The 20,724-nt window shown below is 69.0% G+C and carries 23 protein-coding genes and 1 pseudogene; 10 read left to right on the top strand and 14 right to left on the bottom strand.

Annotated features, from left to right (window positions below):
• The first annotated feature begins 23 nt into the window (after nt 1-23).
• The 4 genes from ACNS84_RS13800 to ACNS84_RS13785 all read left to right on the top strand — a co-directional run bounded on the left by ACNS84_RS13800 (nt 24) and on the right by ACNS84_RS13785 (nt 2,411).
• A complete protein-coding gene (locus tag ACNS84_RS13800; protein ID WP_435075440.1) occupies nt 24-884 on the top strand; it encodes a TatD family hydrolase in 861 nt (286 codons plus the stop codon).
• Nucleotides 881-1,057 (top strand): hypothetical protein, encoded by a 177-nt coding sequence (locus ACNS84_RS13795; protein ID WP_435075439.1) that lies wholly within the window; start codon nt 881-883, stop codon nt 1,055-1,057. Before ACNS84_RS13800 ends, ACNS84_RS13795 begins: the two co-directional genes overlap by 4 nt.
• A 156-nt stretch (nt 1,058-1,213) precedes the next feature.
• Nucleotides 1,214-1,795 (top strand): DUF2150 family protein, encoded by a 582-nt coding sequence (locus ACNS84_RS13790; protein ID WP_435075438.1) that lies wholly within the window; start codon nt 1,214-1,216, stop codon nt 1,793-1,795.
• Nucleotides 1,796-1,928: 133 nt separating this feature from the next.
• Nucleotides 1,929-2,411, top strand: a complete 483-nt coding sequence (locus ACNS84_RS13785; RefSeq protein ID WP_435075437.1) for a DUF456 domain-containing protein — start codon at nt 1,929-1,931, stop codon at nt 2,409-2,411.
• A gap of 36 nt (nt 2,412-2,447) precedes the next feature.
• Here ACNS84_RS13785 and ACNS84_RS13780 read toward each other — a convergent pair whose 3' ends face one another.
• From ACNS84_RS13780 to ACNS84_RS13760, 5 genes are all read right to left on the bottom strand, one after another.
• Complete coding sequence (locus ACNS84_RS13780; protein ID WP_435075436.1) at nt 2,448-3,263, bottom strand: DUF63 family protein; 816 nt, start codon at nt 3,261-3,263, stop codon at nt 2,448-2,450.
• Nucleotides 3,263-3,712: a universal stress protein gene (locus ACNS84_RS13775; protein WP_435075435.1), complete on the bottom strand. Its 450-nt coding sequence runs from the start codon at nt 3,710-3,712 to the stop codon at nt 3,263-3,265. The genes ACNS84_RS13780 and ACNS84_RS13775 overlap by 1 nt, the downstream gene beginning before the upstream one ends.
• A gap of 100 nt (nt 3,713-3,812) precedes the next feature.
• Nucleotides 3,813-4,733 carry a DNA adenine methylase gene (locus tag ACNS84_RS13770; protein WP_435075434.1) on the bottom strand — a complete coding sequence of 307 codons (921 nt, stop codon included), beginning with the start codon at nt 4,731-4,733 and terminating at the stop codon, nt 3,813-3,815.
• Between the two features lie 45 nt (nt 4,734-4,778).
• Nucleotides 4,779-5,081 carry a DUF7344 domain-containing protein gene (locus ACNS84_RS13765; RefSeq protein WP_435075433.1) on the bottom strand — a complete coding sequence of 101 codons (303 nt, stop codon included), beginning with the start codon at nt 5,079-5,081 and terminating at the stop codon, nt 4,779-4,781.
• Between the two features lie 132 nt (nt 5,082-5,213).
• Nucleotides 5,214-5,618, bottom strand: a complete 405-nt coding sequence (locus tag ACNS84_RS13760; protein ID WP_435075432.1) for an abortive infection protein — start codon at nt 5,616-5,618, stop codon at nt 5,214-5,216.
• Nucleotides 5,619-5,860: 242 nt separating this feature from the next.
• Between ACNS84_RS13760 and ACNS84_RS13755 the strand changes: the two genes are divergently transcribed.
• The gene (locus tag ACNS84_RS13755; protein ID WP_435075431.1) at nt 5,861-6,139 is read left to right on the top strand and encodes a hypothetical protein; all 279 of its coding nucleotides are present in this window, start codon (nt 5,861-5,863) and stop codon (nt 6,137-6,139) included.
• Nucleotides 6,140-6,235: 96 nt separating this feature from the next.
• On the opposite strand, the gene ACNS84_RS13750 is transcribed toward ACNS84_RS13755, so the two are convergent.
• Entirely contained in the window at nt 6,236-7,273 is a 1,038-nt protein-coding gene (locus tag ACNS84_RS13750) for an NAD(P)/FAD-dependent oxidoreductase (RefSeq protein WP_435075430.1), read from the bottom strand.
• A gap of 190 nt (nt 7,274-7,463) precedes the next feature.
• On the opposite strand from ACNS84_RS13750, the gene ACNS84_RS13745 reads away from it, so the two are divergent.
• A complete protein-coding gene (locus ACNS84_RS13745) occupies nt 7,464-8,834 on the top strand; it encodes an MFS transporter (protein ID WP_435075429.1) in 1,371 nt (456 codons plus the stop codon).
• Nucleotides 8,835-8,888: 54 nt separating this feature from the next.
• Here the strand turns inward: ACNS84_RS13745 and ACNS84_RS13740 are convergent, their stop codons facing one another.
• The 3 genes from ACNS84_RS13740 to ACNS84_RS13730 form a co-directional block, all read right to left on the bottom strand.
• Nucleotides 8,889-9,515 (bottom strand): class I SAM-dependent methyltransferase, encoded by a 627-nt coding sequence (locus ACNS84_RS13740; RefSeq protein WP_435075428.1) that lies wholly within the window; start codon nt 9,513-9,515, stop codon nt 8,889-8,891.
• Between the two features lie 207 nt (nt 9,516-9,722).
• Nucleotides 9,723-10,082 carry a hypothetical protein gene (locus ACNS84_RS13735; RefSeq protein ID WP_435075427.1) on the bottom strand — a complete coding sequence of 120 codons (360 nt, stop codon included), beginning with the start codon at nt 10,080-10,082 and terminating at the stop codon, nt 9,723-9,725.
• Nucleotides 10,079-12,505 carry a penicillin acylase family protein gene (locus ACNS84_RS13730; protein WP_435075426.1) on the bottom strand — a complete coding sequence of 809 codons (2,427 nt, stop codon included), beginning with the start codon at nt 12,503-12,505 and terminating at the stop codon, nt 10,079-10,081. The genes ACNS84_RS13735 and ACNS84_RS13730 overlap by 4 nt, the downstream gene beginning before the upstream one ends.
• Nucleotides 12,506-12,600: 95 nt before the next feature.
• Here ACNS84_RS13730 and ACNS84_RS13725 point away from each other — a divergent pair, with 95 nt between their 5' ends.
• From ACNS84_RS13725 to ACNS84_RS13710, 4 genes are all read left to right on the top strand, one after another.
• The gene (locus tag ACNS84_RS13725) at nt 12,601-13,344 is read left to right on the top strand and encodes a competence/damage-inducible protein A (protein WP_435075425.1); all 744 of its coding nucleotides are present in this window, start codon (nt 12,601-12,603) and stop codon (nt 13,342-13,344) included.
• A gap of 109 nt (nt 13,345-13,453) precedes the next feature.
• Complete coding sequence (locus ACNS84_RS13720; RefSeq protein WP_435075605.1) at nt 13,454-14,914, top strand: dihydrolipoyl dehydrogenase; 1,461 nt, start codon at nt 13,454-13,456, stop codon at nt 14,912-14,914.
• Between the two features lie 130 nt (nt 14,915-15,044).
• Nucleotides 15,045-15,401, top strand: a complete 357-nt coding sequence (locus tag ACNS84_RS13715; protein WP_435075424.1) for a DsrE family protein — start codon at nt 15,045-15,047, stop codon at nt 15,399-15,401.
• Nucleotides 15,402-15,463: 62 nt separating this feature from the next.
• Nucleotides 15,464-15,961 (top strand): cupin domain-containing protein, encoded by a 498-nt coding sequence (locus tag ACNS84_RS13710; protein ID WP_435075423.1) that lies wholly within the window; start codon nt 15,464-15,466, stop codon nt 15,959-15,961.
• Nucleotides 15,962-16,167: 206 nt separating this feature from the next.
• Here the strand turns inward: ACNS84_RS13710 and ACNS84_RS13705 are convergent, their stop codons facing one another.
• From ACNS84_RS13705 to nirK, 5 genes and pseudogenes are all read right to left on the bottom strand, one after another.
• Nucleotides 16,168-18,093 (bottom strand): ABC transporter ATP-binding protein, encoded by a 1,926-nt coding sequence (locus ACNS84_RS13705; protein WP_435075422.1) that lies wholly within the window; start codon nt 18,091-18,093, stop codon nt 16,168-16,170.
• 129 nt (nt 18,094-18,222) lie between these two features.
• Nucleotides 18,223-18,942, bottom strand: a complete 720-nt coding sequence (locus ACNS84_RS13700; protein ID WP_435075421.1) for an SDR family NAD(P)-dependent oxidoreductase — start codon at nt 18,940-18,942, stop codon at nt 18,223-18,225.
• Between the two features lie 49 nt (nt 18,943-18,991).
• On the bottom strand, nt 18,992-19,159 hold the full coding sequence (locus tag ACNS84_RS13695) for a hypothetical protein (RefSeq protein ID WP_435075420.1): 168 nt from the start codon (nt 19,157-19,159) through the stop codon (nt 18,992-18,994).
• A complete protein-coding gene (locus ACNS84_RS13690) occupies nt 19,156-19,557 on the bottom strand; it encodes a halocyanin domain-containing protein (RefSeq protein WP_435075604.1) in 402 nt (133 codons plus the stop codon). Before ACNS84_RS13690 ends, ACNS84_RS13695 begins: the two co-directional genes overlap by 4 nt.
• Nucleotides 19,534-20,607, bottom strand: a pseudogene (gene nirK, locus ACNS84_RS13685) (copper-containing nitrite reductase); the annotation flags it as partial. The pseudogene nirK and the gene ACNS84_RS13690, both read right to left, overlap by 24 nt.
• Nucleotides 20,608-20,724 lie beyond the last annotated feature (117 nt).

Raw genomic sequence — 20,724 nt, 5'->3', positions numbered from 1 at the left:
CTCCGGCCCTCCCTTGCGCACGTATGACCGACGACCTCGACACGCCGGTGCTCGACAATCACCTCCACCTCGATCCGCGCCACGGGCGCGGGGTCGACGCCGTCGAGGACTTCGTCCGGCTCGGCGGCACCCACCTGATCGTGGTGAACAAACCCTCCTGGCACCTCGGGGTCGAGCCCGACGAGCCGGGTGACTTCCGTCCCGTCTTCGAGGAGACGCTCGACGCGGTCGCGGCCGCGAACGAGGTCCTGCCGGGGCGGGCCTGGCCCGTCCTCGGCGTCCATCCCGGCCTGATCAGTCGGCTGGTCGACGAGCGCGACTTCGCGCCCGAGGACGCCCGTGACCTGATGTGCGGCGGGCTGGAGGTCGCGAGCGAGTTCGTCGACGACGACCGCGCGCTCGCGCTGAAGTCCGGACGGCCGCACTACGACGTGAGCGACGCGGTTTGGGACGCGTCGAACGCGGTCACCCGCCGTGCGTTCGAGTTGGGCGCCGCTCTCGACTGCGCCGTCCAACTGCACACCGAGGCCAGCGAGGACCTCACCGACCTCGCCGCCGCGGCCGAGGCGGTCGGGCTCGATCCGACGAACGTCGTGAAACACTACGCCGAGGGACGGCTCGCTGGGCCGACCCCGAGCGTGATGAGCGAGAAGGACCGGCTCGAACGCGCCGCCGAGTCGGGCGAGCCGTTCCTGATGGAGACGGACTTCGTCGACGATCCCGAGAAGCCGGGGATGGTGATGGGCCCGAAGACCGTTCCCCGCCGCGTCCGCTGGCTGCTGGAGGAGGGATACGAGGAGGCGGTTCGGCGCGCGCACGTGGAGACGCCCGAGTTGGTGTACGGAATCGACACTGTGGCGACGCTGGAGGCACCCGAGTCGTGAGCGAGTCGGCGACGATCGACTACTTCGACCAGCCGGCCCGCTATCGCTGTCTGAACGCGACCGACGGGCTGGCCGGAACGAACGTCTCCGTGCCGCCGTTCGAGTCGTCCGTGGACCAGATCGCAGCGTTCGCCCGTGAGAACCCCGATGTGGGCACCGATACGATGGCGTGACGAGTCCGCGGCGCGGTGGACGCCGCGACGTCGAGCGCGGCCCGAACGCACGACGGGAGCGCTGCTCCGGGAATTCCGGCGTCGAGGGGGTGAGACGCCCTCTCTCGCGACGATCGATAGGAAAGGCATTTGAGTAATCCGGGCGACGTATCGCACATGACCGACGACGACGCCGTTGAAACGTTCTATACCGACGACCGCTGGCAGAACTGGCTCGATCGCTTGAAAGAGGAGGACCTGGACCCCGAGAACGAAGACTCGGCGCGGCTCCTACTGAACCTCCAGGACGACGCGGCGATCGCCGTCGTGAAGATCCTCGCGGCGCTCGACGACGACCGCATCGACGAGGACCGCGCGGTCGATGAGATCCGCAGCGTGCGGGACATCGTCCTCGCCGACGTCGACTTCGACGACGAGGACAAGATGATGCTGATCGACGGCGTTCAGACCTCGCTCATCCCCGTCTTCTACGCGGCCGAGGAGTACGTCGTCGGCGGTGTCGTCGACGGCGACGTGACCGAGTTCGTGCGCGCGGCCGCCGAGGCCGAGGCCGAGGACGACCTCGACGCCGCGCTCGGCTACGTCGTGCAGGCCGGTACTCGCGTCATCGACGGAGAACCGCTCGACATCGACCTCGTCGAGGAGCTGGAGTACGGGCTCGTCTCCGAGTGGGTCAACGGCCTCGACTCCCTGCAGTCCGCCATCGAGGACCCGGAAGTCGTCGAAGAAGAAGACTGACGGCGGCGGTCGCGTTCGTGTCTCCCTGTTCCCCATGCGCCGAGCCGACGGCTCGGCTGGAACACCGGGATGTGGTGGCCGCGACGAGCCGGCAGGACTGAACCGTTTTCCCCTCGCGCGACGTACGCGTCGCATGGCGTTCCCCGCGGCCGAGGCGGCGATTGTCCTACTCGTGGTCTGGACGGCGAGCTCGTTCGTTCCGTTCGTACCGAGCGGCGCCCTCGCGGCGCTGACCGTCCTCGGCTACGCCTACACCACCGGCTTCACCGAGCCGAGCCCTGCGGTTCTGGTCGCGCTCGTCGTCGTCTCGCTGCTGGCCTCCGCGATGGACCTGCTCTCGGGGATGATATCCGGACGGCTCGGCGGCGCGTCGACCCGGACCGTGGTCGTCGGCACGCTGGTCGGCGTCGTCCTGCTGTTTGTGATGGGTCCGATCGGTATCGTCGTCGGGCTCGGCGGCACCGTCTTCCTCGTCAGCTACTACGAGAACACCGCCGAACCGCGCGTCGCTCTCAGACGCTCGGCGTTCGCGGTGATCGGCGTCCTCGCCAGCGCGTTCGTCCAAGCGGTCATGCTGGCCGGCGTCACCGTCGTCTTCGCGCTTGCCGTCCTCTGAGCCACCGCGAGAGCGACGGCCGAAGGGATCGGGGAGCTACCCGGCGACGGTGAACAGCAACAGGTTGTGTGCTGCCGGGCCGAGGCCGACGGCGGCGACGAAGCCGAGCAGGAGGAACCCCTCCGCGGGTCGGTCGCGAACGTACTCCGCGAACAGCCACACGACGAGGCTCGCCACCGCGAGTTTGACGAGCACGAACACCCACCCCGTTCCGACCACCGGAACCGGCGGGATCCACCCGAACTCGAGCAGGATCCGGGAGACCGGTGTGCGCTCGCCGAAGCCGAGTTGGGTCGTCCCCACCGCAGTCGAGATTCCGTCGAGTGCGTGTCCGAACACCGCGAGCGCGCCCACGCCGCCGGTGATCGCCGTCTCGGGGCGCAGCCGCGTCAGGCCCGCCCACACCGCGGCGGCGACCGGCACCGTCACCGCGAGCGCGACCGTCGACCACCGGGCGCCGGCCGGCGAAATCCCGGTCGCGAGCGCGGCCGCGACGACAGGGACGAGAAGGAGCGCGCCCGCGGCGGCGAGTCGGGTCGGGACGCGCTCGGGCGGCCCCCTCGCGAGCGCGAGCCACGACGCGCCCGCCGTCGTCCCCACCGTGAGGTAGACGGTCGGTGAGCCGGCGAGCGGCGCGAGCGCGGCCGGGAGCGCGTCGACGACGTACAGCACGTGGGCAGCGGACCCGAGTACGATCCACGGCGCGAGCGCGAGCACGTGCCGTCCGGTGACTTGCGGGGGGCGTCGTCGGAGGGCGACGCCGACCGCGCCGGCGGCGAGCAGCACGGCAAGAAGGTACGGAAGCGGTGGGAGAGTCGTTCCCGCGGGGAGGAACGGGATCGAGCCGGCCATCACACCGACAGAACCGGCTGGCTGGCGTAGAGGAGGACGTACTCGGCCGCCTTCCCCAGCACCTCCCCGGGGTCGCCGGAGACGGGCTCACGCGGGATCACGATGAAGTCTGACGCCAGTTCCTCGGCGGTGTCGAGGACGACGCTGCCGGGGTGGACCGTCTTCACCGTCGTCGAGAAGCCGTACGCCATGGAGTTGCTGTGGGGGACTCCGGCGGCCTCCGCGCGCTGCGCGACGGAGTCCGTGAACGCCTCGGTGTCGTCGGCGACGTCCCCTTCGTCGACCGCGCCGCGGTCGATGGCGCGAACCACGTCCTCGTCCAGCACGTACAGGGCGTGGACGCTCGCGCCGTACTCGGCGGCGACCGCGATCGCGTAGTCGACCGCCTCGTGAGACTCCTCGCTCCCGTCGACGGGAACGAGCACGAGGTCGATGTCGAGATCGGTCATACGCGGGACGTGGTTGGGGGAGTTCAAAAAGCCCGCCCCATGCGACCGGCGAGGTCCGCGCATGCAGCGGGCCGAACACGGGGCGACCCCGCTCGACGCCTCAGAACCCAGAGAGCTCACGCTGGCCCGCCGTTCGCCGCTCGTCGGGTGGCACGTTCGTCGCGACTATCTCGTCGACCGCGTCCCGGCCGTCGGCGTCGCTGTTGATCGCGCGGGTCGCGTCCTCCCGCTCGACGTAGAGTCCCGCGTCGGCGTACGGTTCGTTCATCACGCCGCTGTTGCTCAACACGACCCAGACGCCCGCGTCGTCCAGCTCCATCGCGACGTCGAGCAGCCGACGCTGGTCCTCGCGGTCGAAGCCGTCGGCGCTGTACTCGTTGAAGTTTGCGGTCGCACTCATCGGCTCGTAGGGCGGGTCGAAGTAGACGAGGTCGCCGGGCTCGGCGGCGTCGAGGACGTACGCGAAGTCGTCGTTTCGGAGCGTCGCCTTCGCGAGCACGTCGCTCGCGCGCCGGATCCGGTCGCGCTGGACCCAGTCCGGATTCGCGTACCGACCCACGGGAACGTTGAAGCCGCCGTCGGCGTTCTCCCGGTAGAGGCCGTTGTAACAGGTCCGGTTGAGGTACAACAGCAGCGCGGCCTCCTCGATCGGCTCGAACTTCCCCTCGTAGGGGCGCTCGTTGAATCGCGCTCGCTGCTGATAGTAGTAGCTCTCCACGTCGCGGCCGCGAGCCGTCTCCTCGTGATACGGGAGCGACGGGTCCGGGTCAGCGTCCGGGTCGTCGAACGCCTCCAGTCGGTCGATCAGCGCCTCCGGGTCGTCGCGGACCCGCTCGTAGAAGTTCACCAGCCGCGGGTTCGCGTCGTTGACCGTCGCGTCCGCGGGCTCCAGATCGAAGAAGAGCGCGCCGCCGCCGACGAACGGCTCGTGATACCGGCCGTACGAGCTCGGGAACCGAGCATACAGCTCGTCGAGCAGCTGGCGTTTGCCGCCGGCCCACTTCAGGATCGGCTCGGCCATTTCGATGTCGGGACTCCCCCGCGGTGGCGTATAAACGTCCCGGGCTCAGTCGTCGGCCGGTTCGACGCTGAGGTCGGGGAGGTCGGCGACGTGCGCCGCGGCCTCCTCGAAGTTCGGCCCCGGGGCGATGGTTCCGGTCTCGCGGTCCCACTCGATGTAGCCGGCCTCCTCCAGCGCGGGGAGGTGCGTCTCGCGTAGTTCGTCAGCGACCTCGTCGGGCGTGCTCCGAACGCGGAGGTCACCGACCGTCTCGGCCGCGTCGTCGGCGAGCGCGGCGACCGTCCGCCGCGCATCTGCCGCTTCGAGTCCCCTCGGCCGCCCGGCCGAACTGTCTTGTGTCGTTGACATCTCTGTTCGTACCTACGACTTGTTTTCTGATGAAATAAAAGTACGGGTGCCAGGGAGTCGAACGCGACTGGGGAGCCGACCGCTCGCTCGTCGAGCCGGAGGGCCGCGCCACAGACGGTGGGTTCGGCCGCTCTACCGGACTCGCAGCGTCCGGTGGAGCGTGTAGCCGGCGACCACGAGGTACACGAACGGGAGCCCGGTGAGCGGGTGCGCCGCCAGCGCGCCGACCGTGAGGATGAGGTACCCCTTGTCGGGCGGCGACCACGCGGTCTGCGTCCGCATTGTCGACAGCTCCGTCGCGAAGGCGTAGAGGAATCCGCCCGCAACTGGGAGCCACAGGACCGCCGCGAGCGCCACGCCGAGTGAGGTTCCCGCGACGTCGGCGACCGACCGGGGCACCCACGCCATCGCGGCCGCGTACTCCGGTTCGACGAGCACGCGTGCGCCGACCGACGCCGGCAGGTACAGCGCCGCGAACGCGACCGTCGTCCAGAAGGGGACGTTCGAGCGCGACCGCGAGACCCACGGATAACCCATACCGTCCACAGGGGAGCGAGCGGGAGAAGCACTCCGGTTCGGCCGCGTGTCACCGAGGCCTATCGGGCCAACTTCGACTGAACGTCCCATTTTTCCGAGAGGTGTACGAACGCGTACCATGGCACTCGTTACACTCCGTTATCAATCGTTTCAGACTATATGAGCATGTGTTGAGTGCTACCATTGCTCAGAAAGCATATGAGATATGAAAGGTTTTTACTCACGGCGACGTACAGGTGAGTATGCAACCAATGAACAGCGGATACACGGCGCGTGCGGTCGCAGCGGGGTCCGACAGCCCGCCGAACGGCGGACTCGGTGTTTCGCTGGCCTTCGTGGCGTTGATCATGGTCCCGCTCCTGGTGGCCTCGTCTCCGGTCGTCTCCGCGGCGCTGCTCGCCGGCGGCGTCGCCGTCATCGCGCTGGGACGTTCGCTCGTCCGTCACGTCGACACCGACACCGTCCGCGAGATCTGCCTCCCCGGACTCGGCACCGTCGAGTACCGCTTCACGCGGAGCTAAGTCGACGCGCGACGTCCCCGCGTGGAATCGTCTCGGATAGTGTCTTGTTATAAATAGACGACGTTCGCTTCTTCGTTTCGTTCTCGATTGTAGGCGTTACAGGTCGTGAGCGGCCCGCTCGCCGGTGTCGAGGCCGTTGGCTATCGCGGCGTGGATGCGCCCCTCACCGGCGACCCAGTCGCCGAGCAGATGGAGGTCCTCGCGGCGCGCGGCGTCGATCGGACCGCGGTCGACGCCGCTTTCGGGGAGCGCGTAGCGCCACCCTTGGTGGTCGCTCCACGCCGGCTCGGCGAGTCGGTCGTCGCCGACGACGGCGGCGGTGTGCTCGGCGAGCGCGGCGACGTTCGCCGCCGGGTCGTCGTCGTAGTGTGCCACGGACCACTCGTGGTTCGCCTGCACGACGAGCAGCGTCTCGCCGTCCGGGACGTGGCCCGCCTTGCACTCCTCGCGCGAGATCCAGCCGACGGGATGGTCCTTGTCGGTGTTTATAAGCCCGTAGTAGGGCACGTCTATCGGGAAGGGGTACTGCAGCACGGCGGACCACACCGATCGGTACGCCACGTCGCCCGCGGCCTCGACGAGCGAGTCGCGGACCGGCGACTCCCAATCGGCGTCACGGAGCAGTTCGGTCGTCTGCGGCGCCGGGGGACTCAACAGGAGGACGTCGAACGGCCCTCGCGTCTCGCCGGCGGCGTCATCCAACTCCCATCGCCCGTCAGTGCGTCGGACGGTCTCGATGCGAGTCCGCCGATGGACCGTCGCGTCGGTCGGACCGAAGAGCCGTTTTGCGATCTGCGTGAGCCCCTGCCGATAGCTCCACTTGTGCTCGTCGGCGTCGCGGCCCGGCGAGACCTCGCCGTCGGCGTCGAAGGTGTACACCGGTTCGGTGATCTCGACGAGCCCCTCGTCGTCGAGCGTCTCGGTCATCAGTTCGACGACGCGCTCGTCATCGGACTTCAGGTAGTTCGCGCCGTAGTCGTACGTCAGGTCGCCGTGCCGACGAGTCGCCGCGCGACCGCAGAGCCCCCCGGACTTCTCGAACACGGTCACGTTCGCGTCGGGCGCCGCCGCGTCGATGGCGAACGCCGCGGCCGCCGCGCCCGCACCGGCGCCGACGATGCCGATTTCGGTCATGTCGATCGTACGCGATGCGACCACTTAATCGGTCGTCTCGTGGTTCGCGGCTCCAACGACGCGCTTTAATCGATCAGTCCGAACTGTATCGATACGAACGCAAGCGGTGCTGCGGCGCGGCCCCCCGCGGCGCGGCCCGAGGCACACGACATGACACCGAACACCACCACGCGGTCGACGGACGGCAACAATGGGTAAGGACGCGGGCGACGAGGCGGCCGACGCCGGAGCCAACGACCCGCCGGCGGACTCCATCGGCGACGAGGTCGTCGACGAGGGCGACGGCACGGTCGACTACGCGGGTCGAGCTTCGTCGATCCTCGGCTTCTCTCGCTGGTGGCAGATCGTCGCCGCGGCCGGGATGATGGCCGCGGTGAGCCCCTACCAGTACGTCTGGTCGTCCATCGAACAGCCGCTCGCCGCGAGCCTCGACATCGGGCTGCCGGCGCTTGGCGCGGTGTTCTCGTTTTACGTCGTCTTTCAGTCGCTCTCGCAGTTCCCCGCCGGGAAGTGGCGCGACAGCCGCGGACCGGGCGCGCTCACCTTCCTCGCGGCGCTGTTGGCGGGCGGCGGATACATCGGGCTGGCGTACGCCACCGCCGTCTGGCAGCTGTACCTGCTGTACTCGCTCGGCGCCATCGGGGTTGGGATCGTGTACACGGTCGCGGTGAACACCGCGGTCAAGTGGTTCCCCGACCGCACGGGACTCACGACCGGCATCGGCACGATGGCGTTCGCAGGTGGGAGCGCCCTCGTGGTGCCGTACGTCCGGGCGAACGCGACGGTGGCGGCGTACGGCGACGTCCTCCGGAACGTCGGACTCGCCATCCTCGTCGTTACTCTCGTCGGCGCGTTTCTCCTCCGAGACCCCCCGAAGGACTGGCTCGGCTTGGCGGATCGGGGGGACGACGAAGACGACGACGGACTGGCGGCCTCCCTGCGAGGGCGCGCCTACACGACCCGCGAGATGCTCTCGACGTGGCAGTTCTGGCTGCTGTACGCGATGTTCGTCGCCATGGCCGGCGCCGACCTGATCGTCATCGCCAACGTCGTGCGGTTCGCCGAGCAGTTCGGGCTCGCGGCGGTCGTCGCCACCGCGGCGGCGACCCTGTTGCCCGTCGCCGCCGGCGTCTCGCGGATGATCCTCGGCGAGGCCTCGGACCGGTTCGACCGCAAGAGAGTGATGGCCGCGTCGTTCGTGCTCGCCGGAGCGTTCCGGCTCGCGCTGATCGGCGCCGGGCAGGCGGGGGCCGGCATCGCCTTCGTCGCGCTCGTGATGGCGGCGATGTTCTTCTCCTCGCCGCTGTTCGTCTACTTCCCGTCGATGATCGCGGACTACTACGGCGCCCGGAACTCCTCCGGCAACTACGCCGTTCTCTACACCGCGAAGGTCGGCGGCGGCGTCTTCGCCGGCACCGTCACCGGCTACCTCGTCGCGTCGTTCGGTTGGGTCCCGACGTTCGCGCTGGGCGGCGGCCTCGCCATCGCCGCCGGTCTCGCCGCGCTCGCGCTCAGGCCGCCGAGCGGGTCCGGACTGGAGGCCGAGACGGCGACGAACTGAGAGCGAGACGGTCTCGCCGGTCGCCGTCGCAGTCGCTGGGGCCAGTAGATGGGGTTAGTCGCCCCCGTGTCCCGGCGGGGTCCGACCCACGACCGCGTAGAACGGATCGGTCTCGGAGCGCTCCGCGAGACGGTCCGCGACTGTGAGGCCACCTGCTTTTAAATACCGTTCGACGAGGTCGGCCCGCTCGTCCATCGAAGCGACCCGCCACGCCCGGACGGCCTTCGTCGGGAACATCCGATTCGAAAAGCTCACGACGAGCACGCCGTCGGGCGCGAGGACGCGCGCGAACTCCGCGAACACGGGCCCCGGGTACTGGAGGTACTGGACCGACAGGGCACAGCAGACGGCGTCGAACGCGTCGTCGGCGAAGGGGAGCGCCTGCTCGCTGTTGAGGTCCTGTACGACGAACTCGTCGAGCCGGTCGTTTGCCGCGAGTTCGGCCTCGTTGAGGCCGTGACCGACGACGCGGTCGAAGTCGGTCGCCGGGAGGTGCGAGACCCAACTGCTCATCGCGTCGAGGACGCGGTCACCCGGCTCGAGCAGCTCGTCGTACAGTTCGGTCAGTCGAGCGAGGAACGCGTCGTCGGCGTGGGTGACGAACCGCGGCTCCCGATAAAACGTCCCGTCGGGCCAGTCGTCGCGCTTCAGGCGGTCGCGGTCGGTGAGGACGGTCGTCACTGGATGTCGTGATCCGGGCCGCGGCGCCAAGAACGCGTCGCCGACGACGGTCGGGTGCCCCAGCGCCCGGTCGCAGAGTCTCCCGCGAGGACCGCGCAGTCGGAGTTAGGCGGCGTCGGTCACCCTTCTACACGCGTATAAGAGCAGTACCTGGCGCCGTAGAGCGGTCCCAAGCGCTCGGTTGTCCTCCCGAGACATCCAGTATTTTTAAATGATCCATCTCGCCAGCGAGCCGAGCAGCGGGAGGCCCACCGCCGCGCCGACCGCGACGAATATCACCGGTTGCATCTCGGGGAGGGTCGTGGCCGCCGAGCCGAGCGATACCGCGAACGCGACGAGCGCGAGCGCGCCGGCACCGAGTGCGTAAGCGATCCCTCGCCGCGCGGTCGGGGCGACGAGCGAGGACGCCGCGCCGGCCGCGAGGAGGCCGAGCCAGTGAACCGACGCCAGCGCGATACCGAAAACGACCGCGACAGCGAAAGCGACGGCGCGGGTCCGGGGTTCGTCTCGGATTCGCGCGAGCGGCGACGGCGACTCGGAGGAAGCTCGGGAGTCGTCGCCGCTCACGAGGGCTCACCCCGGAAGGCGGCCGTCTCGCCGGTGTCTCCCTCGGGATCGAGCGACATCGGTTTCTGATCGTTCGCCAGCCAGTCGCGGAGCTGGTCGTCGTAGTGCTCGGAGAAGTAGTCGCCGGAGTTGCCGCCGGGGATCACCGCGGTGGCGTCCTCGCCGGGGCGGACCACCATCCGCCAGCTTGACCCCACCGCGTCGTCGACGCGGTAGTTCATCACCGTCGCCGGCGAGCCGTCCGCGGGGAGCGTTTCGTAGTTCAAGAAGGGTGCCTCACCGCCGAGCGGGTGGGTTATCGCCGCCGTCGAGTTTCGGTCGCCGTACGTCTCCCATCCCGCCTCGTCTATCTCGGATAGCGCCTCCGCCAGCGCCGCGACCATCGTCTCCTCGCGCGATCGGTCGGCGAACAGAGGGTCGTCAGCCGGCAGTCTCGCCAGTACCCAGTCGTTTGGGTAATACGACTCGTCGAGGTCGGCCTCGTCGAAGGCGGACGCGAACACCAGGTCCCGGAACCGGGTGAGCCACCGGTCGAAGATCAGCGCGCCGCGAGAGTCGGCGGCCATCCGCCGGTCCCACGCGTCGAGGGTCGCGGCGGCCGCGGCGAGGCCGTCCGAGCCCTCCGAGGCGTCGCGCTCCCCGACCGCCGCAACGAGGTCCGGGACCAACTGGTCGGCCCGCCCGTCGCGCACGTCGCGCTGGAGGTCGCGGTGGAACGCGGGGTCCACCGGCTCGTCGCCGGCGACCGCCGCATCGAGGCGCTCGGCGATGCGCGCGCCGCGGTAGGGCGTCGCGTAGTCGGCCCCGACGTAGTGGATCGGGTCGTCGATCACGCGCTGGTTGGCCGTCGAGAGGACGTCGGGATCGATCGCGTGCGGCTTCTCCTCGAAGGGAACGAACCCGATCCACGAGGAGCGACCGAACGGCTCGAACCCTTCCCATTCGCCCTCGCCGGCGGAGCCGTCGAAGACCCGGTCGCCGGCGACGACCTCGCCGTCGATCCGCCGGATCGGGAGCTGTCCGGTCGCGTAGTACATCGTCCGGCCGTCGGCGTCGGCGTAGACGAGGTTCTGCGTCGGGAGGTCGAACGTGCGGGTCGCCGCCAACGCGTCGTCGAACCCGTCTGCGCGACCCAATCCGTCGATGGCGAGCGTCGTTCGCGTCGCGGTGTGCCCCGTCCACGCCACTCCCACGCGTCGCCCCTCGCGCTCGATGAGGGGGCCGTGGACGGTGCGTTTGACCTCCAGCGTGCGGTCCTCGCCGCCCGAGACGGGTATCACCCGCTCCTCGCTCTCGAACTCGCGCCACTCCCCGTCGTAGCGGTAGCGCTCGCCGGACTGATCGACCTCGTAGCGGTAGCAGTCGAGCACGTCGGCGCCGACGTTGGTGAACGACCACGTCGCGCGGTCGCTCGCACCGGCGATGACGAAGGGGACGCCGGGGAACGTCGCGCCTCGGACCGATCGCTCGGGCGTCTCCACGCGCTGCTCGTACCACAGCGGCGGCGCCATCAGGGAGAGATGCGGGTCGTACGCCACCGTCGGCGTCCCGCTAGCGGTGTGTGCCCCGGAGACGACCCAGCTGTTCGATCCGACGCCCGTCGGCGATTCGAACCCGGAGAGCCACCCCGTCAGCGCCGGCGGTATCGGATCGGTCGCACCCGCCGCACCGGGCGAGCGGTCGTCTCGCCACCGTTCCCGCTCGTCGCCGCCGCCCAGCCGCGTCTCGTCGCCGTCGAGGATCGGCGCGTCGTGGTCCAACCGTCGCGGGAACAGCGTCGCGGCGCGGTCCGCGCCGAATCGGTCCTCGACCACCGCCCGCCGGAGTCCGGCGAAACTCCCCGTGAGCGTCCACGATATCTGTTTCTCCATCAGCATCGAGTCGACGGGTGTCCACGGTGCCGGCTCGTAGCCGAGCAGTTCGAACTCGATCGGCAGCGTCTCCGACTCCATCGCCGCGTTGACGCCCGCCGCGTACGACTCGACGAGGGAGCCGGTCTCCGTTTCGCTCACGAGGTCCCACGTCGCCTCGGCGGCCGGGAGGAAGCCCATCGCGACGTTGAACTCGTCGCTCTCGACCGTGGCCTCGCCGACCACCTCGGAGAGCCGCCCGCGCATGACGCGACGCTGGAGGTCCATCGGGAACAGCCGGTGGAACGCCTGCAGGTAGCCGACCGCGAAGTAGGCCGCGGCCTCGTCGTCGGCCTCGACGTGCGGGACCCCGCGGTCGTCGACGCGGACGGTCGCGTCGCCGTCTGGGCTCTCGACGGTCTCCGGAAGCGATCGATCGGCCGCGTCCCACGCGTCGCCGGAGAGCGGCGCGAAGGAGTCGAGGAGGGCGGCGGCCTCCGAGCGAGCCAGCCCGGCGGTGCCGACCGCGAGCGCCGCGGCGAGGACCCCCCGGCGGGTGGTGTCGTTCGTCACCTCGTGACGGAGTCACGGGGAACTAATGATTATTCGGGTCGGGAGCGGCCCCCGGCGGGAAACCTACATCCGTCGGCCGCCCCAACGACGCTTCGATGGAGGTCGCGTTGATCACGGTCGGCGACGAACTGCTCTCGGGAGACACGGTGAACACGAACGCGAACTGGCTCGCCGGCGAGCTGAGCGACCGCGGGGTCGTCGTGCCCCGCATCCTCTCCGTGCCGGACGATCGGGCGACGATCGCCGAGCACGCGCGCGGGTACGCCGGGACGTTCGACGCCGTGATCGTCACCGGAGGGATCGGGAGCACGCCAGACGACGTGACGATGGAGGCGGTCGCGGACGCGTTCGAACGGGAGATGGAGCCGACCGACCTCACGCTCGAGTCCGTCGAGCGTCGGCTCGAGACGATCCGCGAGCGCGTCCCCGACCGCGAGTTCGACGTGGACGTCGAGGCGGAGGCGGCGATCCCGGAGGGGAGCCGCCCGCTGCTGACGGAGGCGGGGCTCGCACCCGGCTGCGTGATCGAGGGCGTCTACGTGATGCCCGGGATCCCGGACGAGTTGAAGGCCATGTTCGAGACCGTCGCCGACGAGTTCGCCGGGGACCGACGCTCGCGGTTCCTCTACACGGTGGAACCCGAGTCCAACATCGTGCCCGCCCTGCGGGAGGCGATGGAGCGGTTCGACGTCGTCGTCGGCTGTTACCCCGACCGGGAGGCCGACCACAACCGTCTGAAGGTGACCGCGACTGACGACGACGCGCTCGACGACGCCGCGGCGTGGCTGCTGTCGAACGTGAACGCGAGCGAGACGCCGGTCCGGCGGAACTGGGACTGAGTACAACGGTCGAGCACCGCGTCGAGCGGATTCGAACGCCACCGCGGTCGTGTGCGGCCGATGCCACCCCGGACGGGCTTTGATGAGGGTGGCCGTCGTCATCGCGGCCATGCAGGAGTACGACTTCCTCGTGATCGGGTCGGGCTCGGGACTGGACGTGGCGAACGCGATGGCCGGTCGGGGACACTCGGTCGCAGTCGTCGAGGAGGGACGGCTCGGCGGAACGTGTCTCAACCGGGGCTGCATCCCCTCGAAGCGTCTGCTGTACCACGCGGAGGTGCTGGAGACGATCGAGGGCGCCGGCGCGTTCGAAATCGACGCCGAGGTCACCGACGTCGACTTCGGGGAGATCGTCCGAAAGGTGAACGATGAGGTTGCCGACAGCGCCGACTCGATCCGCCGCGGGCTCACCGCGTCGGACGCCCACGACCTGTTTAGCGGGACCGGGCGGTTCGTCGACGACCGCACCATCGAGATCGTCGACGGCGACGACGCGGGGGCGACCCTTCGCGCCGACACCGTCCTCGTCGCCACCGGCACGCGCCCCGCTATCCCCCGGATCGACGGGATCGAGGACGTCGACTACCTCACGAGCACGGAGGCCCTGCGCCTGGAGGCGCCCCCGGACGACCTCGTGATCGTGGGCGGCGGGTACATCGCCGCCGAACTCGGCCACTTCTTCGAGACGTTCGGTAGCGACGTGACTATCGTCGGCCGGCGCGAGACCCTCCTCCCCGAGGCCGACGACGAGGTGGGCGAGGCGTTCACCGACCGCTACGCCGAGCGGTTCGACGTGTACGCCGGGTACGAGGCCGTCGCGGCCGAAGAGGCCGACGGCGAGGTGACCGTCGAGGCTCGACCGTACCCCGAGGCCGACGCGATCCGCGCGGGCGGTGAGCGACTGGGGGCTCCCGGGGAGGCCGAGGACGTGACCGTCACGGGCGACACGCTACTGGTCGCGGCGGGCCGGCGGCCGAACACGGACGCGCTGAACCTCGACGCGACCGGCGTGGAGACGGACGAGGCGGGCTTCGTCGAGACCGACGAGTACCTCCGGACGGACGCCGAAGGCGTGTGGGCGCTGGGCGACGTGGTGGGCGAGTACCTGCTGAAACACAGCGCGAACCACGAGGCGAAGGCCGTCATTCGGAACCTGCTCGGGGACGAACCCGAACCGGTCGACTACTCGGCGATGCCGTTCGCGGTGTTCGCCTCGCCCGAGGTCGCCGGGGTCGGCGCGCGCGAGCAGGACCTCCGAGCGGCCGACGGCGACTACGCCACCCGCACCTACGCTTACGACGAGACCGCGCGAGGCAGCGCGATGCGGGCCGAGGGGTTCGTGAAGGTCCTCATCGATCTGGACGGGACCATCGAGGGCTGTCACATCATCGGCCCCGAGGCGTCGAACCTAATCGAGGAGGTCGTCGTCGCGATGACGGCGGGCTCAGGGACCGTCGAGGACATCCGCGACGCGGTCCACATTCACCCCGCGCTCTCCGAGGTCGTCGACCGGGCCTTCTCGGGGCAGTTCTCGCGTGGCGGCGGACACGACCACCGGCACCACGGCTGAGCGGCGCGGGGTCGTGCTCCCCCGCTCCCGCGAACCTTGATGCCCTGCTACGTCATCGCATGCCGAATCCGCGTTACGGACACACAGCCGCGAGGCGGTTTTGTATGAGCGGTATGTATCCGTGAGCACCATGGCAAAAGCCGCGATAATCATTCTCGCCGGTAACGAGTCGCACGCCGACTACGGTCGCCTCGCGAACGCGCTGGAGGCCGCGAAGGAGTTCGCGGAGAACGACGAGGACGAGTTGCAACTCATCTTCGACGGGGCAGGCACCCAGTGGATTCCGGAGCTCGAAGACGAGGAGAGCGACTATCACGATCTTTATAAGGCGGTCCGCGACGACGCGGCGGCCTGCGACTACTGTTCCGGCGCTTTCGACGTCGACGACGCAGTCGCCGACTCCGAACTCGTCAGCCTCGACGAGCACGACGGCCACCCGAGCGTCCGCTCGCTCGTCGACGACGACTACGAGATACTCACCTTCTGAGACACCGACGAGGCCGCGCGCTGCGCCGTACTATTTAAATACTGTCTCCCGAACCGTCGGGTATGAACCGCGTCAGCGTCGACGACGTCAAGAACTCGATCCAGCCCGCCGCGGTGATGCGTCCCCTCACCGATGCGCTCGGCCTCACCGACGTCGCGATCAACTACTACGAACTGGAACCGGGCGACAGTTTCGCGTTCGCCTACCACAGCCACGAGGTTCAGGAGGAGGTGTTCTTCATCATCTCGGGGACCGCGACGTTCGAGACGGCGGACGGACCGGTCGCTGTCGGGCCGAACGAGGCCGTGCGATTCGACCGCGGGGAGTTCCAGCGCGGGTGGAACCGCGGCGAGGACACCGTCCGGGCGCTCGCGCTCGGCGCGCCGCTGGAGTACGGGACGCAAGAGAAACTCCGATACTGCGATGCGTGTGACGCCGAGACCGACACCGACCTGAGCGCCGCCGCTGACGGCGAAGACGCCGTCGTCGCGCACTGCGTCGAGTGCGGCGCGGAGACGGGACGCTGGTACCGGGGGTCGATGGACGGCGAGGTGCCCTGATCGTTGGGGACGAGGGTACCGCTAACCGGCTCAGGACCGGAAGCGAGTGATCCCGAGCGGCTTGCGACAGCCGGCACAGCGGAACAGGTTGTGGTTCTCGTAGAGATCGATCGATCCGCGCTCGTCCGCCTCCACCTCGGTGACCGTTCCGCCCTCCTCGAGGTCGTCGATCGAATCAGCGGTGTCGCCGCACTCCGGACGCGTAGTTATTCCGACCGGTCCGCGTCCCGTTCGTCGCCGAGGTCGACGACCGCCTGACGGCGGAGCGCGCGTTCGAGGAACGCCCTGGGGAGCGACGCGATGTCGCCGGTCTGGACCCGCCAGAAGTTCGCGTACAGGCCGTCCGCCTCGAGGAGGCCCTCGTGGGTCCCGTCCTCCACCACCCGTCCGTCGTCGAGGACGAGGATGCGGTCCGCAGTCCGGACGCTCGACAGGCGGTGCGCGATGACGAAGGTCGTCCGGTCGGCGGCGAACGCGGCGATCCGGTCCTGAATGAGCGCCTCCGTCTCGGTGTCCACCGCCGAGGTGGCCTCGTCCAACACGAGGATCGCGGGGTCTTTGAGCATCGTCCGCGCGAGCGCCAGCCGCTGGCGCTGGCCGCCGGAAAGCTTCACGCCGCGTTCGCCGACCAGCGTCTCGTACCCGTCGGGCAGGTTCTCGATAAACTCGTGGGCCTGCGCCCGTCGAGCGGCGCGTTCGACGTCCTCGTCGCTCGCGTCGAAGGTGCCGTACCGGACGTTCTCCGCGACCGTCCCGAAGAAGAGGAACGGCTCCTGACTGACGTAGCCGATCGACCGCCTGAGACTTCGGAGCGACACGTCGCGGACGTCCTGGTCGTCGATCCGGACGGCGCCTTCGTCGACGTCGTACAGCCGCGGTAGCAGCTTCAGCAACGTCGACTTGCCGGCGCCGGTCGGTCCGACGACGCCGACCGTCGCCCCGCCCTCGACCGCGAAGTCGACGTCGGTGAGCACGGTCTCCCCCGAGTAGGCGAACCGGACGTCGTCGTAGACGACCGCACCCCGGTCGACGTCGAGCGGGCGGGCGTCGGGGCGGTCTCGAACCGTGGGATCCCGAGCGAGGACCCCCTGAACCCGACCTCCGGCGGCCTTGGCCCGTTCGTAGTCGTCGACGACGTCGCCCAGACGAATGATCGGCCAGAGGAACTGCTGGGCGTAGATGACGAAGGTGACGAACGCCCCCGGCGTCAGCGCGCCGGTCAGGCCGAACGCCGGGCGACCGAGGACCCACAGCCCGCCGACGAGGAACGTGACGGCGAAGCCGACGCCCGAGATGACGTTCAGCCCCGGGAAGTACGTTATCCGGATCTTGACCGCCGAGAGGTTGGCGGCGAGGTACTCGTCGGAGGCCTCGGCCACCCGCTCGGTCTCGAACCGCTCCGCGCCCTCGCTCTTGATCACCTCGATACCGCTAACGTTGTTCTCCAGCCGGGAGTTCAGGTCGCCGATCTCCTCGCGGATCGAGAGGTAGCGCGGCTCTATCAACCGCGTAAAGAGGAGGGTGAACGCCGCGAGAAACGGTATCGGCAGCAGGGTTACCGCCGTCAGCGGAGGGTTCAGCCCGACGAGAATCAGCCCGATACCGGCGACGGTCGCGAGGATCCACAGCGTCGCGCTCAGTCCGTCTTCGAGGAACGTCTCGAGGGCGTTGACGTCGTTGTTGAGGATGCTCATCAGGTCGCCCGTACGGTTCCCGGTGAAGTAGGCGAGTTCGAGGTCTTGAAGGCGCTCGTAGGCGTCGACGCGGAGGTTCCGCTGGACGCGCTGGGCGAAGACGCTCCACCCCCAGTCCTCGACCCACGAGGCGACCGCCCCGACGACGGTCGCCCCCAACAGGATCGCTATCGAGAGGTACAGTTGTCCGACGTCGGTGGCCGGCACGATGCCGTCCGGAACCAGAGGGAGCGCGTACGGACGTTCGGCGAGGAATATCGCGTCGACGGCCAGTCCGATGACGAAGGCGGGGATCAGCCCGAACGCTCGGCCGACGACCGTGGCGACGGCGCCGAGAGCGGCGTACCGGCGTCCGGTGCCGTACTCTGTGTACAGCCGCCAGATGGGATTCCCCGGTTGCGAGTCGGCGTCCACTGAGCGACCAGGCTCCGTCTCCATACTCCTACACGCGCCCCGCGCGGATTAAGAGCCACCGGGCGGATCGCCTCCGACGGCTGCCCGCTCGCTTCGGTCGCAACGAGGCTCACGACGGGGCGGCGGGCCGACGCTCGCTCCCTCGCGACTCGTTCAGATAAACTCCGAGGGGTTGGGCCCGTTCGTGACGTGGACCTCGAACGGCTGCGTGCCCACGTCGTCCCGCTCGATCAGGTGCCAGTACGTCTCGGCCAGTTCGGTCGGATCGAGGAACGTCTCGTCGTCGCGGTCGGGTTGGCGCTCGCGGGCACCGGGCGAGTCGATCTGTCCGTCGATGACGACGTGCGCGACGTGGACCCCCTCGCCGCCGTACTCCTGCGCGATGTCCATCGCCATCCCCCGCGCGGCGAACTTCGCGGCGGTGAATCCGATCGCCCCGCCGCGGCTCCGCACCGCCGAGGTTGCGCCGGTGAATATCACGGTACCGCCGCCGGCGTCGAGCATGTCGCCGACGGCCTCCTGCGAGCAGACGAACCCGCCGCGACCGGTGACCGCCCACGCCTCCTCGAACGCCTCGACGCTCGTGTCCATCAGTCCGGTCCACGACGCCGCGCTCGCGTGATTGACGAGCACGTCGACCGGCCCGAACGCCTCGCGGACCGCCTCGAAGCCGTCCCGGATCGCCTCGACGTCGGTCAGGTCGACCGTGACCGCGAGCCCCTCCCCGGGGGCTGGGAGGTCGGCGGCCAGCTCTTCGATGAATTCCGTGGAGCGTGCGAACAGGGCCACCTGACACCCTTCCGCCGCGAACTTCCGCGCGAGCGACTCTCCGAGTCCGGGTCCGACGCCGGCGACGACCGCTGTGCGTGTCATACCCTCGTTACGGACCGCCGCGTGAAAATGATGGCCGCTCCCGCCGCGGTCACGGCCGGTCTTCAGTCGGCCGGCGCCGGACGGCCGTCGTCGCTGCGCGTCGGGATCGGATGCCGAACAGCGTCGCCGCGAACGCGACGAAGCCGGCCGCGAGCAGGAAGCCGGCTTCCGTGGTCGGTACGTCTCTCGTGGACCCGACGATGACGGGGCCGATCACTTCACGACGACGGCGCCCTTCATGCCCATCTGCTTGTGGGGCAGGCAGAAGTATCGGGTCGTCCCCGACGACTCGAAGGTGTGGCTGAACTCGTGCCCGCTCTCGGAGACGAGGTCGCTCTCGAAGGAGCCGCCTTCTGCCTCTACGTTGTGCCCCCCGCCGTTACCGGTCCACTCCCAGACGACGGTGGTGCCGGGCGAGACGGCCACCGCTGCGGGGCCGAACCCGAAGCCCCCGCCATTGGCCTCTGATCCCACGTCGATGCGGACCTCGTCGGCTCCCGTCTCGTCGACGACGCCGTCGAAGTTGTCGACGTTGTCGAACCAGCCGTCGAACTTCCCGGAGGTCTGTGCCTTCGCGGAAGCGGTCTCTCCCGGGTCGAAGATGTCTCTGTCCATCGGTCCGTCGACGTCGATGACCGCCAGCGCCCCCCGCCGTGCGACGCGCGAGAGCGCGTGATCCACCAGCTTAATCGGACCGGGGACCGGCGCGTGGAGCGTCGCGATCGCTGTCGACCCCGGCATGACCGGCGTCGTCTGGATGTTACGCTGGGGGCGTCCGCCGAGCCCACCCTGCGTATAGACCTCGTCCCAGACGGATCCGATCGGGTGGAACGAACTCTGCAGGTTCGGGCCGCCAACGGCGTAGTAGACGCGGGCCGTCTCGCCGGTCTGCATCTGCATTTCGTTGTAGCCGTCCGGGCCGATGGCGTACTTTTCGCCGTTTATCAGCACGTACGTGGGCTGTTCGTCGGCCATCGCCTCCATGTCGAAGTCGTGGTGGCCCTCTTCGCCCGCCTCGCCTTTCGTGTAGAGCTCGTGCTGACCGAGGTAGAACTCGTGATCCACTTCGGGGAGCCCTTCTTCCGGCTCGACGAGAATCGCTCCGAACATCCCCGCGGAGATGTGGTAGTCGAGGTTCGGAACGGCACAGTGGTAGATGAACAGGCCCGGGTAGGTCGCCTTGAACGTGAACGACTTCGTCTCACCGGGGGTCACCATCGACGCCTCCGCCCCACCGCCCGGACCGCGGACAGCGTGCAGGTCGATGTTGTGGGGCATGGAGTTGCTCTCATCGTTCGTCACCGTGACTTCGACGTGATCGCCGACGCGCGCTCGGATCATCGGTCCCGGGATGCGGCCGTCGAACGTCATGTACGTGTGCGTGACTCCCGGTTCGATCTCGGCCACGAGTTCGCGCGTGACGAGGTCCGCAGTCACGGTGGCGGGTTCGTCACGGTCGATCGGCGACGGTATCGCCGTGGGGTTGGCGGCTACTCGGTCGACGTCGACGGGTTTGGCGGAGTTCATACTGGGGGACGAAGGCGACGTTAGTGATTCGGACTGGTCAGCAGTCGGTCCGCTCAGACAGCCGGAGAGGGCGAGTCCCCCTCCGACGCCGAGTGCTTGCAGGACGCGACGACGCGTCGTTTCGGGAACGGTGGTCATACATTAACCCTCCTATTATACCTTTTATCGCATTGGATATTCAAGGAGTCTACTATTGCAACGGGGAGAGAACACCGCGTTGAAACGCAGAACATGTTCGGCGAGCTAACGGAATGT

It is taken from the genome of Halorubrum wangae (genome assembly GCF_051194135.1).
Lineage (GTDB): Archaea > Halobacteriota > Halobacteria > Halobacteriales > Haloferacaceae > Halorubrum.
This window is presented reverse-complemented; position numbering and strand designations above follow the sequence as displayed.

Excerpts from the sequence above, each read along its gene's own strand:
- ACNS84_RS13800 (WP_435075440.1), top strand. The coding sequence starts at position 24 with ATGACCGACGACCTCGACACGCCGGTGCTCGACAATCACCTCCACCTC.
- ACNS84_RS13790 (WP_435075438.1), top strand. The coding sequence starts at position 1,214 with ATGACCGACGACGACGCCGTTGAAACGTTCTATACCGACGACCGCTGG.
- ACNS84_RS13785 (WP_435075437.1), top strand. The coding sequence starts at position 1,929 with ATGGCGTTCCCCGCGGCCGAGGCGGCGATTGTCCTACTCGTGGTCTGG.
- ACNS84_RS13780 (WP_435075436.1), bottom strand. The coding sequence starts at position 3,263 with ATGGCCGGCTCGATCCCGTTCCTCCCCGCGGGAACGACTCTCCCACCG.
- ACNS84_RS13775 (WP_435075435.1), bottom strand. The coding sequence starts at position 3,712 with ATGACCGATCTCGACATCGACCTCGTGCTCGTTCCCGTCGACGGGAGC.
- ACNS84_RS13770 (WP_435075434.1), bottom strand. The coding sequence starts at position 4,733 with ATGGCCGAGCCGATCCTGAAGTGGGCCGGCGGCAAACGCCAGCTGCTC.
- ACNS84_RS13765 (WP_435075433.1), bottom strand. The coding sequence starts at position 5,081 with ATGTCAACGACACAAGACAGTTCGGCCGGGCGGCCGAGGGGACTCGAA.
- ACNS84_RS13760 (WP_435075432.1), bottom strand. The coding sequence starts at position 5,618 with ATGGGTTATCCGTGGGTCTCGCGGTCGCGCTCGAACGTCCCCTTCTGG.
- ACNS84_RS13755 (WP_435075431.1), top strand. The coding sequence starts at position 5,861 with ATGCAACCAATGAACAGCGGATACACGGCGCGTGCGGTCGCAGCGGGG.
- ACNS84_RS13750 (WP_435075430.1), bottom strand. The coding sequence starts at position 7,273 with ATGACCGAAATCGGCATCGTCGGCGCCGGTGCGGGCGCGGCGGCCGCG.
- ACNS84_RS13745 (WP_435075429.1), top strand. The coding sequence starts at position 7,464 with ATGGGTAAGGACGCGGGCGACGAGGCGGCCGACGCCGGAGCCAACGAC.
- ACNS84_RS13725 (WP_435075425.1), top strand. The coding sequence starts at position 12,601 with ATGGAGGTCGCGTTGATCACGGTCGGCGACGAACTGCTCTCGGGAGAC.
- ACNS84_RS13720 (WP_435075605.1), top strand. The coding sequence starts at position 13,454 with ATGCAGGAGTACGACTTCCTCGTGATCGGGTCGGGCTCGGGACTGGAC.
- ACNS84_RS13715 (WP_435075424.1), top strand. The coding sequence starts at position 15,045 with ATGGCAAAAGCCGCGATAATCATTCTCGCCGGTAACGAGTCGCACGCC.
- ACNS84_RS13710 (WP_435075423.1), top strand. The coding sequence starts at position 15,464 with ATGAACCGCGTCAGCGTCGACGACGTCAAGAACTCGATCCAGCCCGCC.
- ACNS84_RS13705 (WP_435075422.1), bottom strand. The coding sequence starts at position 18,093 with ATGGAGACGGAGCCTGGTCGCTCAGTGGACGCCGACTCGCAACCGGGG.
- ACNS84_RS13700 (WP_435075421.1), bottom strand. The coding sequence starts at position 18,942 with ATGACACGCACAGCGGTCGTCGCCGGCGTCGGACCCGGACTCGGAGAG.
- ACNS84_RS13690 (WP_435075604.1), bottom strand. The coding sequence starts at position 19,557 with ATGGACAGAGACATCTTCGACCCGGGAGAGACCGCTTCCGCGAAGGCA.